This window comes from Pseudomonas orientalis (genome assembly GCF_001439815.1).
Lineage (GTDB): Bacteria > Pseudomonadota > Gammaproteobacteria > Pseudomonadales > Pseudomonadaceae > Aquipseudomonas > Aquipseudomonas orientalis.
Genome location: NZ_JYLM01000002.1, coordinates 65,622 through 80,641, shown reverse-complemented (window position 1 = coordinate 80,641; position 15,020 = coordinate 65,622). Strand labels below are relative to the sequence as shown.

Annotated in this window: 12 protein-coding genes; 3 read left to right on the top strand and 9 right to left on the bottom strand. The window is 63.1% G+C overall.

All coding sequences use genetic code 11. The features are described 5' to 3' along the window. Nucleotides 1-32 precede the first annotated feature (32 nt). Nucleotides 33-1,259 (bottom strand): MFS transporter, encoded by a 1,227-nt coding sequence (locus TU82_RS04795; RefSeq protein ID WP_057721988.1) that lies wholly within the window; start codon nt 1,257-1,259, stop codon nt 33-35. Between the two features lie 64 nt (nt 1,260-1,323). Between TU82_RS04795 and TU82_RS04790 the strand changes: the two genes are divergently transcribed. Further along, the gene (locus tag TU82_RS04790) at nt 1,324-2,310 is read left to right on the top strand and encodes an AraC family transcriptional regulator (protein ID WP_057722592.1); all 987 of its coding nucleotides are present in this window, start codon (nt 1,324-1,326) and stop codon (nt 2,308-2,310) included. Nucleotides 2,311-2,463: 153 nt separating this feature from the next. Here the strand turns inward: TU82_RS04790 and TU82_RS04785 are convergent, their stop codons facing one another. Then, nucleotides 2,464-3,231 (bottom strand): SDR family NAD(P)-dependent oxidoreductase, encoded by a 768-nt coding sequence (locus TU82_RS04785; protein ID WP_057721987.1) that lies wholly within the window; start codon nt 3,229-3,231, stop codon nt 2,464-2,466. Between the two features lie 138 nt (nt 3,232-3,369). On the opposite strand from TU82_RS04785, the gene TU82_RS04780 reads away from it, so the two are divergent. Next, the gene (locus TU82_RS04780) at nt 3,370-4,518 is read left to right on the top strand and encodes an aldose epimerase family protein (RefSeq protein WP_057721986.1); all 1,149 of its coding nucleotides are present in this window, start codon (nt 3,370-3,372) and stop codon (nt 4,516-4,518) included. 114 nt (nt 4,519-4,632) lie between these two features. On the opposite strand, the gene araH is transcribed toward TU82_RS04780, so the two are convergent. The 7 genes from araH to TU82_RS04745 form a co-directional block, all read right to left on the bottom strand. After that, nucleotides 4,633-5,601 carry an L-arabinose ABC transporter permease AraH gene (gene araH / locus TU82_RS04775; RefSeq protein WP_057721985.1) on the bottom strand — a complete coding sequence of 323 codons (969 nt, stop codon included), beginning with the start codon at nt 5,599-5,601 and terminating at the stop codon, nt 4,633-4,635. A gap of 9 nt (nt 5,602-5,610) precedes the next feature. After that, entirely contained in the window at nt 5,611-7,113 is a 1,503-nt protein-coding gene (gene araG, locus TU82_RS04770; RefSeq protein WP_057721984.1) for an L-arabinose ABC transporter ATP-binding protein AraG, read from the bottom strand. Next, nucleotides 7,110-8,114 carry a substrate-binding domain-containing protein gene (locus tag TU82_RS04765; protein ID WP_057721983.1) on the bottom strand — a complete coding sequence of 335 codons (1,005 nt, stop codon included), beginning with the start codon at nt 8,112-8,114 and terminating at the stop codon, nt 7,110-7,112. Before TU82_RS04765 ends, araG begins: the two co-directional genes overlap by 4 nt. A gap of 138 nt (nt 8,115-8,252) precedes the next feature. Continuing rightward, entirely contained in the window at nt 8,253-9,116 is an 864-nt protein-coding gene (locus TU82_RS04760; RefSeq protein ID WP_057721982.1) for an SMP-30/gluconolactonase/LRE family protein, read from the bottom strand. Between the two features lie 36 nt (nt 9,117-9,152). Further along, complete coding sequence (locus TU82_RS04755; RefSeq protein ID WP_057721981.1) at nt 9,153-10,733, bottom strand: aldehyde dehydrogenase (NADP(+)); 1,581 nt, start codon at nt 10,731-10,733, stop codon at nt 9,153-9,155. Nucleotides 10,734-10,744: 11 nt separating this feature from the next. Further along, entirely contained in the window at nt 10,745-11,734 is a 990-nt protein-coding gene (araD1, locus tag TU82_RS04750; RefSeq protein ID WP_057721980.1) for an AraD1 family protein, read from the bottom strand. A 14-nt stretch (nt 11,735-11,748) separates the two neighbouring features. Further along, on the bottom strand, nt 11,749-13,071 hold the full coding sequence (locus TU82_RS04745; protein ID WP_057721979.1) for an MFS transporter: 1,323 nt from the start codon (nt 13,069-13,071) through the stop codon (nt 11,749-11,751). Between the two features lie 192 nt (nt 13,072-13,263). Between TU82_RS04745 and TU82_RS04740 the strand changes: the two genes are divergently transcribed. Then, a complete protein-coding gene (locus TU82_RS04740; protein ID WP_057721978.1) occupies nt 13,264-15,000 on the top strand; it encodes an IlvD/Edd family dehydratase in 1,737 nt (578 codons plus the stop codon). Nucleotides 15,001-15,020 lie beyond the last annotated feature (20 nt).

Genomic DNA, 15,020 nt, shown 5'->3' with positions numbered 1-15,020 from the left:
GGGGGCGTTTGCGATCAACGAAGGGTTTCAGACTAAACCAAAGACTGATGGCGCGTCACACTTCGGTCACCTTCTGGCCCTGGTACCTGCACACGCAGTGCAATAAGCAAGGCCGCGAACAGTATCAACACACCCGCCCCGACAAACACGCCACCAATGCCGCTGACGCTGAACATCAACCCGCCACCGGCAGCGCCTGCGGCGATGGCCGACTGCACCGACGCGACCACCATGCCGCCGGCACTTTCGGCCTGGTCCGGTACCGCTCGCGCCACCCAGTTCGACCACGCCACCGGCACGCCGCCAAACGCCATGCCCCATAGCGCCAGAAGCAGCGCCTGGGTCGGCAGTGACGCAGGCAGCCAGACCAGCGCCAGTGCCGCAATGCCCACCAGCACCGGCATCAACACCAGTGTTGCCCGTGGGTAGCGCACCAGCAACCAACCGGCGAACAGCGTGCCGGCAAAATTCGCTACGCCAAAACCCAGCAGCATCAGCGCCAGCCCTTCGGTACCGACCCCGGTGGTGCTTTCCAGGAACGGCCGGATATAGGTGAACAGCGCGAAATGCGCGGTGTGCACCAGCACGCAGCCGAACATGCCCATGGCGATGCCGGGGCGCTGCAGCACATGCAACACGGTGCGCAGGCGCGCGGTGCCATTGGGTGCCAGGCGCGGCAGCGTGAACGACTGGAACGCCAGGGTCACCAGGCCGACGGCGGCCGCCGCGATAAACGCACTGCGCCAGCCGTACAGGCCACCCAGGTAGCTGCCCAGCGGCACGGCGACCACGGTGCCCAGCGCGATGCCGCTGAAAATGATCGACAGCGCACGGGGCAAGGACGCCGCAGGCACCAGGCGCATCGCCACCGCCGCCGCCATGCTCCAGAAACCGCCAAGGGCGATGCCCAGCAGGATGCGCATCAACAACAGCACCGTCAGGCTCGAGGACAACGCCACCAGCAGGTTGGAGGCGATCATCAGCGTGGAAAAGCCCAGCAGCACGATGCGTCGGTCGATACCACGGGTCAGCCCCGGCACCAGCAAACCGGCGAACAGCGCGACCACCGCCGTCACCGTGACGGCTTGCCCGGCCAGCGCCTCTGTAACGCCCAGGTCCAGGGCCATCGGCGTCAACAGGCTGGCCGGCAAGTACTCAGCCGTGAGCAAGCCGAACACCCCCATCGCCAGGGAAAATACCGCCAGCCAGGCCGGCTCCGCCACAATGCCCGCAGGCGCACGGGCTGCACAATCGGTCATAACAAGTCTCCTCCAGTCATTTACGTGGCGCTCAGTCTAGGTAGGCCCATCAGGATGATCTATGATGCAGAACCTTGAATTCTTGACTGAAACCCCGAATATGACTGCAGTGGACGCTTTCACCGCTTCCTCCGACCTGATCAATGAGTTGCTGCGCGGCATGCGCCTGCGGGGTGTGCAGTACCGGCGCATCCAGGCCGGGCCTACGTTCGGCATCGGTTTTGACGCCAGGCCGGGCCACGCCTATTTCCACTTCCTCGCGGCCGGTAACGCCACGCTGCGCGCCGAAGACGGCAGCCTTTTCGCACTGTCGGCCGGCAACGCCGTGTTCGTGTCCCATGGCGGCGCGCACGCGTTGCTGTCCACAGCGGATGCCGCTGTGCAGGACATCAGCCAGTTCGACAGCGCGCCGTTGGGGGATACCGTCTGCGCCGTGGATGCGTCACCCGATACCGTCCCCGACAGGCTGTTGTTCAGTGCCTGCATGGAGTTCGAGCTCGGCAGCCTCCAGGGCCTGGGCAACCTGATGCCGGCCTTGATGCTGATTGATGCAACAGGCCAGCGTTACCCGGGACTGATGCCGATCCTGGCGGTCATGGAACGCGAAGTGTCCACGGCGCGCGTGGGTTATGCCGGTATTCTCGCGCGCCTCGCCGATGTGGTGGCGGCGATGATCGTACGGGGCTGGGTCGAGTGCGCCTGTGGCAACGCCTCGGGCCTGGCGGCGGCATTGCGCGACCCGCGCCTGGCCCGCGCCCTGCTCGCCCTGCACCAGCAACCGGGCCACGAGTGGAGCGTGGCGGAGCTTGCCGCCCAATGTCATACCTCACGCTCGGTGTTCGCCGATCGCTTCCAGGCCGTCCTCGGCGTACCGCCGCTGCGTTACGCCACGCAACTGCGCATGCGCCTGGCCAGCCAATGGCTGACTCTGGAGCGCATGCCCATCGAAACCGTGGCGCAGCGCCTCGGCTACACCTCCCAGGCGGCGTTCAGCCGTGCCTTCAAGCGCATTACCGGACAGCCGCCCGGCGCGGCGAGGCGTTCGATATGAAGGCCTGGAGCAGCACGCGGCCTTCATAAGCACCACTGTTCAAATGTGGGAGGGGGCTTGCCCCCGATAGCGGTTTGTCAGCCGGCTTATATGTTGATTGGTACACCGCCATCGGGGGCAAGCCCCCTCCCACATTTGGACCGCGGCGTGGGCCTATACCCAGCCACCATCGACGATAAAGTTCTGCGCCGAACACATCGCCGAGGCGTCGGAAGCCAAAAACAGCGCCATATTGGCAATATGCTCCGGCATCACGCTGCCGGGCAGGCACTGGCTGCGGGCGATCAGCTCACGGGCTGCGTCGTCCACCCACATGGACAATTGTTTTTCCGTCATCACCCAGCCCGGCACCAGGGTGTTGATGCGGATGCGGTGCGGCCCCAGCTCCCGGGCCAGGCCGCGGGTCATGCCATGGGCGGCGGCCTTGCTGGCGGCGTACACCGGGTAGCCGGCCGAGGCCATCATCCAGCCGACGGAGCCCAGGTTGATGATCGAGCCGCCACCTTCGTGTTTCATCATCGGCACCACGGCCTTGGCCGCGAAGAAGGCGTGCTTCAGGTTGACCGCGATCAGGCGGTCGAACATGTCCGAATCGATTTCTTCCAGGCTGTGGCGCACATCGTTCGCGGCGTTGTTGACCAGCACCGTGATCGGGCCCAGGGAGTGCTCGAAGCGCCCGATCGCGGCGCGATAGCCAATCTCGTCGGTGATATCGCAGCATTCGAACTCGACGGTATGCCCCTTGGAATTGAGCAACGCCGCCAGGCGTTCGCCCTGGCTTTGTGCGCGGTCCACAAAGGCCACCTTGGCGCCTTGGGCCGCGAAGGCCCGCACCATGAATTCGCCGATCCCGGAAGCCCCGCCGGAGATCATTACGGTCTTGCCCTTGAGGTCGGGATACAGGGCGTGCTCAGTACTCATAACGTGATGCCTCGATCAATTAGTCTTATTTTATTTTACGAAATCGGCGTTAAAGGCTATAAATTCGCTGTCCAAGTGACGAAATATCGCACATTAGTAGAACTATTCAATCCTAAAACAACAAAAGGAAGTTCGACCATGAAGCACCCTCGATACCTGCTGTCCGGCCTGGCGCTGTCCATGTTGATCGCCAGCGGCGGCGCCCAGGCCGCCGGCCTGAGCAGCGAAAACAAACCCTTTGGCAAAACCAATGACGGCACCCCTGTCGAACAATATGTGTTGCGCAACAGCCATGGCATGCAAGCCACGGTGATTACCTACGGCGGTGTGCTGCAGTCGCTGAAGGTGCCGGACAAACACGGCAAGGTCGACGACGTGGTGCTGGGTTTTGACGACGTGCAGGGCTACCAGGCCGGCACCGCGTTTTTCGGCGCGACCATTGGCCGCTTCGGCAATCGCCTGGCCGGCGGTGCTTTCGAGCTCGACGGCAAACGCTTCCAGGTGCCGCTCAACGACGGCCCCAACTCGCTGCATGGCGGCGCCCAGGGCTTCGACAAGCAGGTATGGAAAGCCGAATCGGTCAAGGACAAGGACTCAGTCGGCGTGAAGCTCAGTTACCTGTCCAAGGACGGCGAGATGGGTTTCCCCGGTAACCTGAAAACCGAAGTCACCTACCGCCTGAACGACAAGAACGAACTGCACATCGACTACACCGCCACCACCGACAAACCGACCGTGCTCAACCTCACCAACCACAGCTACTTCAACCTGGCCGGCGCCGGCAACGGCGACATCCTCAAGCAGGTCGCCACCCTGCACGCCAGCCATTACACACCGGTGAACGCCACCCTGATCCCCACCGGCGAACTGGCGCCGGTCAAGGGCACGCCGATGGACTTCCTCAAGCCTACCGCCATCGGCCAGCACATCAAGGACGACCATCCGCAGCTCAAGTTTGCCGAACCGAAACAGGGCGGGTTCGATTTCAACTGGGCGCTGGATACCAAAGGCGATGTGAAGCAACTGGCCGCCGAGGTGCATGATCCTGAGTCGGGTCGACGCCTGCAGCTCTACACCAGCGAGCCTGGGGTGCAGTTCTATACCAGCAACTTCCTGGACGGTTCGATGAAGGGCAAGGGCGGCAAGGCGTACCCGCATTGGAGCGGGTTCACCCTGGAGACCCAGCATTTTCCGGATGCGCCTAACCAGCCTGGTTTTGCCTCGACTCGCTTGAACCCAGGGCAAACCTACACCCAGAACACCGTCTTCAAATTCAGCGCCAATTAAAACTGTGGGAGGGGGCTTGCCCCCGATTGCGGTGGGTCAGCTACAGATGCATCAACTGACCCACCGCTATCGGGGGCAAGCCCCCTCCCACATTTAGTCCTCACATGGCATAACTCAGCGTTGTTTCATACGGTCGATGACCACGGCCAGCAGCAGGATCGAGCCGCGGATCACGTACTGGTAGAAGGTATCGATGTTCTTCAGGTTCATCGCGTTCTCGATGATCGCCAGGATCAACACCCCGGCGATCACATGGCGGATCATGCCGATACCGCCACTCAATGACACCCCGCCCAGCACACAGGCCGAAATCACCGTCAGCTCGAAGCCCTGGCCGATCATCGGTTGGCCGGAGGTCATGCGCGAGGCGAGGATCACCCCGGCCAACGCGCCGATCAAACCGTGCACGGCGAAGATCAGGATCTTGGTGCGATCAACGTTCACGCCGGCCAGCAATGCCGCTTCCGGGTTACCGCCGATGGCCATGGTGTTGCGCCCGTAGGTGGTGTAATTGAGCAACCAGCCGAAGAACAGAAAGCACACGATGGTGATCAGGATCGGCACCGGCACGCCGAACAGCTGGCCGTTGCCGAACACGAAGAACTGATCCTGGGACACGCCCACCGCTTTGCCGTCGGCAAAGATATAAGCCAGGCCACGCACGATCTGCATGGTCGCCAAGGTGGTGATCAACGCGTTGACCCGCAGCTTGGCAATCACGATGCCGTTGATCAAGCCCACCATCAGGCCCATCAACAGCGCCGCGCCGATGCCCAGCATCACGCTGTCGGTGTCGCGCATCACAATCGCCGCCACCACACCGGCGCAGGCAATCACCGAGCCCACCGACAAGTCGAAATGCCCCGACGCCAGGCAGAACAGCATGGTGCACGCGGCAATGCCCACCGTGGAAATCGCCAGGCCCAGCCCGCGCATGTTCAGCGGCGAGAGGAAGTTGTCGATCAGCAAGGCACACAGCACAAAGATGCCCACCGCCGCCAGCAGCATGGCCCAGTTGTCGAGCAAGGCGCGCAGATCGAGGGGTTTGCGTGCCGAGGGCAACGCGTTGTTTTGAATGGTCATGGTCGTCTCTCAGTTCGCCAGGCCGCGCGGCAAGGCCAGCTGCAGCAGGTTGGATTCAGTCGCGTTTTCGCGCAGTTGTTCACCGCGCATGGCGCCTTCGCACAGCACCAGGATGCGGTCGGAAATGCCCATCACCTCCATCAGGTCGCTGGACACCACGATCACCGCAATGCCCTGCGCCGCGAGGTTGTGGATGATCTGGTAGATCTCGGCCTTGGCGCCGATGTCGATGCCGCGCGTGGGTTCGTCCAGCAGCAGCACCTTCATCGGCATCGACAGCCAGCGGCCGAGAATGGCCTTCTGCTGGTTGCCGCCGGACAGGTACATGATCTTCTGTGCCGAGTTCGGGGTCTTGACCTTCATCGCCTTGATCTGATGTTCGGCGTTGCCCTTTTCCCAGCCATCGCGCAACAGCCAGCCGAACGCCGAATGCGCGCCACGTGCACTGATATTGATGTTCTCGGCGACGCTGGACAGCGGAATGATGCCCTCCTTCTTGCGGTCTTCCGGGCACAGCAGCACGCCGGCCGCGATGGCATCGCGCGGTGAGCGCAATTGCAGCGGCTCACCGCACAGCTCCAGGTTGCCGGCGCTGGCCCGCTCCAGGCCGCTGAGCAACCTGAACAGCTCCGTGCGTCCGGCCCCCACCAATCCGAACAGGCCGAGGATTTCGCCTTTGCACACCTGGAAACTGATCGGTTCGCGCAGGCCAGGGCCGAGCAGGCCATCGACCTTCAGGGCGACGTCGCCATGCTCGCGCGGACGGTAGTCATAGATGTCCTGGATATCCCGGCCGACCATGCAGGTCACCAACTGATCGTGGCTCAGCGCGCTCATGTCCTCGAAGGTACGCACGAAGCGACCGTCCTTGAACACCGTCACCGCATTGCAGATACGGAACACCTCTTCCATGCGGTGCGACACGTAGAGCACCACTTTGCCCTCATCGCGCAGGCGCGTGATGATCGCCATCAGGCGGTCGATTTCCCGCGCCGAAAGGCTGCTGGTCGGTTCATCGAAGGCAATCACATGGGCGCCACGGGACAGTGCCTTGGCGATTTCCACCAGTTGGCGCTGGCCCAGGGACAGACGCCCGAGTTTCTCCTCGGGATCGATTTCATCGGCCAGGCCCTTGAGACACGCCAGCGCCTGCTGGCGCAGCAGGCTGCGGTTGACCACGCCAAACCGCGACGGTAAATGCCCGAGAAACAGGTTCTCGGCCACGGTCATTTCCGGTACCAGGTGCAGCTCCTGGTGAATCACCGCGACGCCGCTGGCAATGCTGTCGGCAGCGCATTTGAAGGCCATGGTCTGCTCGCCGATCTGCACCGTGCCGCTGCTGGGGATGTAGGCGCCGCCGAGGATCTTCAGCAGCGTCGATTTACCCGCACCGTTCTCGCCCATCAGGGCGTGCACTTGCCCCGGGTGCGCGGTGAAGCTGATGCCATCCAGCGCCTTGACCCCGGGAAAGGTTTTGCCGATGCCGTCGAATCGCAAGGCGGCAGCGGTCATTTCCACAGCCCGATCTTGGTCAGCTCTTCCTGGAAGTTGGCGCGCGTGATCAGGGTCACTTCGTCCATGGCGGTGTACTTCGGCGGTTCAGTGCCTTTGGTGACCCACTCGTACATCATCAGCGCGGTGTTGTAGCCCTCGATATGCGGGCTGGGCAGCATCGAGCCGAAGAAGCCGCTGTCTTTCTTCTTGAGCTCACCAATGGCGTCGGTGCCATTGATGCCGATGCCGATCACGTTGGCGGCCTTGAAGCCGGCGCTTTCAGTGGCGCGTACGCCGCCGAGCACGGTGTTGTCGTTCATGCCGCCGATGATCAGGTTTTTCGCACCGCTGGGCAGCTTGACCAGGGCCGAGTTGGTGGCGTCCATGCTGCCGGGCACGTCGAGGGTTTTAAGCGCGGCGGTAAGGATGTGGTCCTTGGGAATGCCGGCTTCTTCCAGGGATTTGATCGAGCCGTCGGTGCGTTTCTTGCCGGTGTCGAGTTCGTTGAAGGTGTTGATCACCGCGTAGGTGTCCTTCCAGTCCCAGCCGCGTTTCTTCGCTTCAGCGGCCATGGCGGCGCCCTGCTTCTGGCCGACTTCGAACGCGGCCATGCCCAGGTACGGCACGTCTTCCATAAAGGCGCCTTTGGCGTCGACGAAACGGTCATCCACGGCGATCACTTTGAGGCCATTGGCCTTGGCCTTGGCGACAATTGCCGGGCCCAGGGACACGTCCGGAGGGCAGATAACAAAGCCCTTGGCGCCGTTGGCCGCCAGGCTGTCGATGGCTGAAAGGGTTTTCTCGCCGTCGGGTACGGCGATCTTGATCACGGTGAAACCGTGTTCCTTGCCGGCTTTTTCGGCGAAGGCCCATTCGGTCTGGAACCACGGTTCCTCGGCCTGCTTGACCAGGAAACCGATCTTCACTTCTTCAGCGGCCAGCAACAGGCCGCTCAAGCTCATGGCCGAGACCGCCACAGCGGCGCAGCACAGGGAACGCAAACCACGACGACGATTCATACGGGTGACTCCTTGTTGTTGTTTTGTGTTTTTGTGTAGGAGCGAGCTTGCTCGCGAAAAACCTGAGAGCACCGCGTTCATCCAGGACGAACGCGTTATCGTTGACGTTTTTCGCGAGCAAGCTCGCTCCTACAGGGTTTATCCGGCAAAGCGAGTGCAAGGTTTTCCAGGTACATCAACTTCAATCGCCAGTACCGCACCGTCCAGGGGGTGACCCAGAGGGCTGGCGGCACTGGTGATATACAGAGTGGTAAGGTTGGGTCCACCGAACACGCAACTGGTGGGACGGCTGACCGGCAGTTCGATAATGCGGTCCACCTGACCGTCAGGTGCAAGGCGCAGCAGGCAACTGCCGTCCCAGCGCGCGTTCCAGATATAGCCTTGCGCGTCCATGGCCGAGCCGTCCGGCCCGCCGCGTTCGTGCGGGCCGAACCACACCTGTGAGGGTGCAAGCTGGCCATCGGCTTGGATCGAATGCTGATAGAGCGTGCCATCCATGCTGTCGCCAAAGTGCACCTGGCTACCCTCCTCGTTCCACAGCAAGGTATTGGGAATGCCCAGCCCGCTCAGCAACGGCGTGACCGTCGCATCGGCATCGATGCGAAACAGGCCGCCGGAGCGTCGCGTGATGGGCAGGTCTTCACCCTGCTCGCCGATATTGTTCTGCATGGTGCCCAGCCACAGTCGGCCCTGGGCATCGCAGCGCGCTTCATTGCCACGGTTGCCGGCTTGCGGGTCGGCCACGCACAGCAGCGTCAGGGCTTCGGTGGCCAGGTCGAGGCGATACACGCCGCTGCTCAAGGTCACCAGCGCATCGCCGCTTTCACAGGGAATGAACGCCGAGACGTGTTCGGGTAATTGCCAGATGCGCAACTGCCCGTCCATCAGGCGCAGCGCCTGTTTGCCGGCGATATTGACCCAGTACAGCGCCTGGGTGGGCGCGTCCCAGAACGGGCCCTCCCCCAGTTGCGCGCGATGCGCGGTGACAGCGTGAAACGACATGATGCCTCCTTGAGCGTGGCTGTTCTCAGGTACGCGTTACAGCGATTCGCGTGACGGCGCGCCATCCACCAGCCGCTGGATACGCAGCGGGTTGGCGTTCTTCAGCGCGTCGGGCAGCAGGCTGTCAGGGTAGTTCTGGAAGCATACCGGGCGCAGGAAACGATCGATGGCCAAGGTGCCGACCGAGGTGCCACGGGCATCGGAGGTGGCCGGATACGGCCCGCCGTGCACCATCGAATCGCAGACTTCCACACCGGTGGGGTAGCCGTTGAGCAGGATGCGCCCGACTTTCTGCTCCAGCAGCGGCGTCAGCTCGGCGAACTGTTGCAGGTCGGCCGGTTCGCCAATGATGGTGGCGGTCAACTGCCCGTGCAGGCCATGCAAGGCGGCGCTGAGCTGGGCCTGGTCGGCGACTTCGACAAACACCGTGGTGGGGCCGAAGACTTCTTCCTGCAGCACTTCGTCGCCATCGATCAACAGGCGTACATCAGCCTTGAACAGTTGCGGCTGCGCCTGGTTGCCCGATTGCGCGCTGCCTGCCAGGTGCTCGATCCCGGGGTGGGACAGCAGCTTTTCCAGGCCCTTGCCGTAGCTGCCCAGGGTGCCGGCGTTGAGCATGGTCTGCGCCGGCTGCTCGCCGATCAGTTGCGCCACTTGCTGGGTAAATGCGGTGAATTCGGGCGAAGCGATGCCGATCACCAGGCCAGGGTTGGTGCAGAACTGGCCGCAGCCTTGCACCACCGAAGCGGTCAGGTCGCGGGCCACGCTTTCAGCCCGTGCGGTGAGGGCCTGGGGCAATACAATCACCGGGTTGATGCTCGACATCTCGGCAAACACCGGGATCGGTTGCGGGCGCGCTGCCGCCATGTCACACAGGGCACGACCGCCCTTGAGCGAGCCGGTAAAGCCCACCGCCTGGATCGCCGGGTGCTTGACCAGCGCTTCGCCGACGCCGCCGCCAAAGATCATGTTGAACACACCGGCCGGCATCTCGGTCGCTTGCGCGGCGCGAATGATTGCATCGGCGACCTGTTCAGCCGTCGCCATATGGCCGCTGTGGGCTTTGAACACCACCGGACAGCCTGCCGCCAGAGCCGCTGCGGTATCGCCACCGGCCGTGGAAAACGCCAGCGGGAAGTTGCTCGCGCCGAACACCGCCACCGGGCCTAGGCCGATGCGGTATTGGCGCAGGTCCGGGCGCGGCAGCGGCTGGCGATCAGGCAGTGCCTTGTCGATGCGCGCACCGTAGAAATCTCCACGGCGCAACACGTTGGCGAACAGGCGCATCTGGCCGCTGGTACGCCCACGCTCGCCTTTGATACGCGCGGCCGGCAAGGCGGTTTCGCGGCATACCAACTCAACGAAATTGTCACTCAGGGCATCCAGTTCGTCGGCGATCGCATCGAGGAACTGCGCGCGCCGCGCCGCACTCAACGCGCGGTAGGCGGGATACGCCTGCGCGGCGGCCTTGGCGGCGGCGTCGACTTCTTCCGGGGTGGCCTGGTAGAAATCCTGGGGCAAGGCTTCGCCAGTGGTCGCGTCGACGCTTTGCAGCTTGACGCTGCCCTTGGCGCTGCGCTGGCCGCCGATGTAGTTGTGGCCGAGATACTGGGTCATGAGGCTCTCCTTTAAAGGGTGATGACGTTACCGGGTTCGAATGCCGCATCGCTGCTGCCGACACGGTTGACCAGCGGCGCGCCGAACTCAGCCTGGCTGATCTCGAACACGTCGCCGGCCTGGGTACGTATACCGTCGGCAAATGACAGCGTGGCGGTGCCGAAGAAGTGAATATGCACATCGCCGGGCTTGAGGAACTGGCGGTATTTGAAATGGTGGTATTCGAGGTTTTCCAGGCTGTGGCACATATTGGCCTCGCCACTGAGGAATTCGTTCCGCCAGATTTCCTCGCCGTTGCGCAGGATACGGCTGGTGCCCGACAAATGCTGGGGCAAGTCGCCCACGCGCACCTCGGGGCCATAGCTGCAACTGCGCAGTTTGGAATGGGCCAGGTACAGGTAGTTCTTGCGCTCCATGATGTGGTCGGAGAACTCGTTGCCCACCGCAAAGCCCACACGATAGGGCTTGCTGTCCGGGCCGATGACGTAAAGGCCGCCGATTTCCGGCTCTTCACCGGCATCTTCGGCAAACGGCGGCACCGGGAAGGCGGCGCCCGGGCGCACGACGGTGCTGCCGTCGCCCTTGTAGAACCACTCCGGTTGCACGCCCGCGTGGCCAGCGGCTGGTTTGCCGCCCTCCACGCCCCATTTGAAGATACGCATGGTGTCGGTCAAGGCGGTCTCGTCGCCGGCCTGGTGCATCTTGTCGCGTGCCGAGGCGCTGCCCAGGTGCGTCAAGCCGGTGCCGCTGATCAGCATGTGCGCAGGGTCCGGGTGATCCAGCGGCGGCAGGACCTTCAGGTCGGCCAGCAGGCGTGCGTAGTCGTGGCTGTCGCCCAGACCGAGGCTGTTCACCTGTTGTTCCAGGCCCACGCCCGCTTCGATGGCGGCCAGGGCCAACTCGCGCACGCTGCGCGCCGTGCGCACCTCACGCAGTTGGCTGCCCTCGACAACGCCGACGCGGCGTTCGCCATTGCTTGACTCGAACTGAACTAAACGCATGAATGTTCTCCAGATTAAGATCGTGTAGCGCCACGGGCACTGGCGGCGAATTGGTCGACAGGCAGTACATGCTTGCGCTCCAGCACGCGGTAGACCACGCCGGTCAACACCAGCCCGAACACCATCACCGCAGACAGAAAGTACAAGCCCGACGCCAGGTTGCCGGTGTATTCCTTGAGCGCACCGATCACGAACGGGCCGATATAGCCGCCCAGGTTGCCCACCGAATTGATCAAGGCGATACCGGCCGCCGCACTGGCGCCGGCGAAGAAGCGCCCCGGCAGGGTCCAGAACACCGCCGTGCAGGAAAACATGGCGAATGCCGCCAGGCACAGCGCCGCCATTTGCAGCACCGGCGCACTCAGCCAGGCACTTGAGAACAGGCCGATGGCGCCCAGCACATAGAGCACGGCGAGGTGGCCGTAGCGATCATTCAAACGGTCGGAACTGCGCGGAATGATCAGCAAACCAATGATGCCGAAAATGTAGGGCACGGCGGAGATAAAGCCGGTGGTGAGGTCGCTGCCGCCGAACTGCTTGATCAAGGTCGGCAGCCACAGGCCCAGGCCGTAGATGCTCAAGGTCACCGGCAGGTAGAACAGCGCCAGCAGCAACACGCGCTTGTCTTTCAGCGCATGCAGCGGGTTGCCGTGGCGGGTCTGGCCGTAGGCTTGCAGGTCTTTGTCCAACTCACCCGTGAGCCAGGCCTTTTCTTCCGCGCTCATCCACTTGACCTGTTTGGGACCGTCCGGCAGGTAGCGCAGCACCGGCCAGGTCAGCAGGATCGCCGGGGTGCCGATCACGATAAACAGCCACTGCCAGCCGTGCAGGCCGAGGATGCCGTCCATGCCCAGCAGGCCACCGGACACCGGGCCGGTGATCATCATGGCGATGGGTTGGGAGAGAATGAACAGCCCGAGGATCTTGCCGCGATGGCGCACGGGGAACCACTGGGTGATGTAGTACAGCACGCCCGGAAAGAACCCCGCCTCGGCCGCGCCGAGCAGAAAGCGCATCACGTAGAAGCTGTGCGGCCCCTGCACAAAGGCCATGCCGATGGTGATGGTGCCCCAGGTGATCATGATGCGCGCAAACCAGCGCCGCGCGCCGAAGCGGTCGAGCATCAGGTTGCTGGGAATCTCGAACAGGAAGTAGCCAATGAAGAACAACCCCGCGCCCAGGCCATAGGCCGCATCGCCGATGCCGACGTCGGCGCCCATGTGCAGCTTGGCGAAACCCACGGCGGAACGGTCCACGTAGGCAATCAGGTACAGCAGGATCAGGAAGGGAATCAGTTTCAGCGTGATGCGCCGAATAAGCCGCAGTTCCTGGCTCATGGGGTCGATCTCCGATTGTTGTTTTTATAGAAGCTCGGGGGACGCCTCTCGCGAAAATCCGCCAGGGTCATACCTCAGTTGAGAAAGACTATATAGTAGGACTATTTACAAAACAACTCTTCCAAAGCTTGGTCTTTGCGCTTATGTTTAGCCACGGTTAGAACATATAGTCATACAATAAGAGAATCGATCATGTCTGATAAAAAGCCCGGCCTACGCTCCGCCCAGTGGTTCGGTACTGCCGACAAGAACGGCTTCATGTACCGCAGCTGGATGAAGAACCAGGGCATTGCCGACCATCAGTTCCATGGCAAGCCGATCATCGGCATCTGCAACACCTGGTCGGAGCTGACCCCGTGCAACGCGCATTTCCGCCAGATCGCCGAGCACGTCAAACGCGGCGTGATCGAAGCCGGTGGCTTCCCGGTGGAATTCCCGGTGTTCTCCAATGGCGAATCCAACCTGCGCCCTACCGCCATGCTCACGCGCAACCTGGCGAGCATGGACGTGGAAGAAGCGATTCGCGGCAACCCGATTGACGGCGTGGTGCTGCTGACCGGCTGCGACAAAACCACCCCGGCGCTGCTGATGGGCGCCGCCAGTTGCGATGTGCCGGCTATCGTCGTCACCGGCGGGCCGATGCTCAACGGCAAGCACAAGGGCCAGGACATCGGCTCGGGCACGGTGGTGTGGCAGCTCAGCGAACAGGTCAAGGCCGGCACTATTACCCTGGATGATTTCCTTGCGGCCGAAGGCGGCATGTCGCGCTCGGCGGGCACCTGCAACACCATGGGCACCGCGTCGACCATGGCCTGCATGGCCGAGGCGCTGGGTACGTCCCTGCCCCACAACGCGGCGATCCCGGCGGTGGATGCGCGGCGTTATGTACTGGCGCACATGTCGGGCATGCGCGCGGTGGAGATGGTGCGCGAAGATTTGAAACTCTCGAAGATCCTCACCAAGGAAGCCTTCGAAAACGCGATCCGCGTGAACGCCGCCATTGGCGGTTCGACCAACGCGGTGATTCACTTGAAAGCCATCGCCGGGCGCATCGGCGTCGAGCTCGACCTGGATGACTGGACCCGCATCGGGCGCGGCATGCCGACCATCGTCGACTTGCAGCCGTCGGGGCGCTTCCTGATGGAAGAGTTCTACTACGCCGGCGGCCTGCCCGCCGTATTGCGCCGTCTCGGTGAAGCCAACCTGATCCCGCACCCGAATGCCTTGACCGTGAATGGCAAGTCCCTGGGCGAGAACACCAAGGATTCGCCGATCTACGGCCAGGATGAAGTGATCCGCACCCTCGACAACCCGATCCGCGCCGACGGTGGCATCTGCGTGCTGCGCGGCAACCTGGCGCCCCTGGGTGCGGTGCTCAAGCCCTCCGCCGCCAGCGCGGAGCTGATGCAGCACCGTGGCCGCGCGGTAGTGTTCGAAAACTTCGACATGTACAAGGCACGCATCAACGACCCGGAGCTGGACGTGGACGCCAACTCGATCCTGGTCATGAAAAACTGCGGGCCCAAGGGTTACCCAGGCATGGCCGAAGTCGGCAACATGGGCCTGCCGGCCAAGCTGCTGGCCCAGGGCGTGACGGATATGGTGCGCATTTCCGATGCGCGCATGAGCGGCACCGCTTACGGCACGGTGGTGCTGCACGTGGCCCCGGAAGCCGCTGCCGGCGGGCCGTTGGCCGCGGTGAAGGAAGGCGATTGGATCGAACTGGACTGCGCCAACGGCCGTCTGCACCTGGACATCCCCGACGCAGAGCTGGCGGCGCGCATGGCGGACCTGGCGCCCACCGAAAAACTCATCGTCGGCGGCTATCGCCAGCTGTACATCGACCATGTGCTGCAGGCCGACCAGGGCTGCGACTTCGACTTCCTGGTGGGCTGCCGTGGCGCCGAAGTCCCACGGCATTCCCACTAATTGGGATGCTATGATGCGGC

What these genes read in the sequence shown, in the direction of transcription:
- TU82_RS04795 (WP_057721988.1), bottom strand. Translation starts at nt 1,259, where the DNA reads ATGACCGATTGTGCAGCCCGTGCGCCTGCGGGCATTGTGGCGGAGCCG.
- TU82_RS04790 (WP_057722592.1), top strand. Translation starts at nt 1,324, where the DNA reads ATGCAGAACCTTGAATTCTTGACTGAAACCCCGAATATGACTGCAGTG.
- TU82_RS04785 (WP_057721987.1), bottom strand. Translation starts at nt 3,231, where the DNA reads ATGAGTACTGAGCACGCCCTGTATCCCGACCTCAAGGGCAAGACCGTA.
- TU82_RS04780 (WP_057721986.1), top strand. Translation starts at nt 3,370, where the DNA reads ATGAAGCACCCTCGATACCTGCTGTCCGGCCTGGCGCTGTCCATGTTG.
- araH (WP_057721985.1), bottom strand. Translation starts at nt 5,601, where the DNA reads ATGACCATTCAAAACAACGCGTTGCCCTCGGCACGCAAACCCCTCGAT.
- araG (WP_057721984.1), bottom strand. Translation starts at nt 7,113, where the DNA reads ATGACCGCTGCCGCCTTGCGATTCGACGGCATCGGCAAAACCTTTCCC.
- TU82_RS04765 (WP_057721983.1), bottom strand. Translation starts at nt 8,114, where the DNA reads ATGAATCGTCGTCGTGGTTTGCGTTCCCTGTGCTGCGCCGCTGTGGCG.
- TU82_RS04760 (WP_057721982.1), bottom strand. Translation starts at nt 9,116, where the DNA reads ATGTCGTTTCACGCTGTCACCGCGCATCGCGCGCAACTGGGGGAGGGC.
- TU82_RS04755 (WP_057721981.1), bottom strand. Translation starts at nt 10,733, where the DNA reads ATGACCCAGTATCTCGGCCACAACTACATCGGCGGCCAGCGCAGCGCC.
- araD1 (WP_057721980.1), bottom strand. Translation starts at nt 11,734, where the DNA reads ATGCGTTTAGTTCAGTTCGAGTCAAGCAATGGCGAACGCCGCGTCGGC.
- TU82_RS04745 (WP_057721979.1), bottom strand. Translation starts at nt 13,071, where the DNA reads ATGAGCCAGGAACTGCGGCTTATTCGGCGCATCACGCTGAAACTGATT.
- TU82_RS04740 (WP_057721978.1), top strand. Translation starts at nt 13,264, where the DNA reads ATGTCTGATAAAAAGCCCGGCCTACGCTCCGCCCAGTGGTTCGGTACT.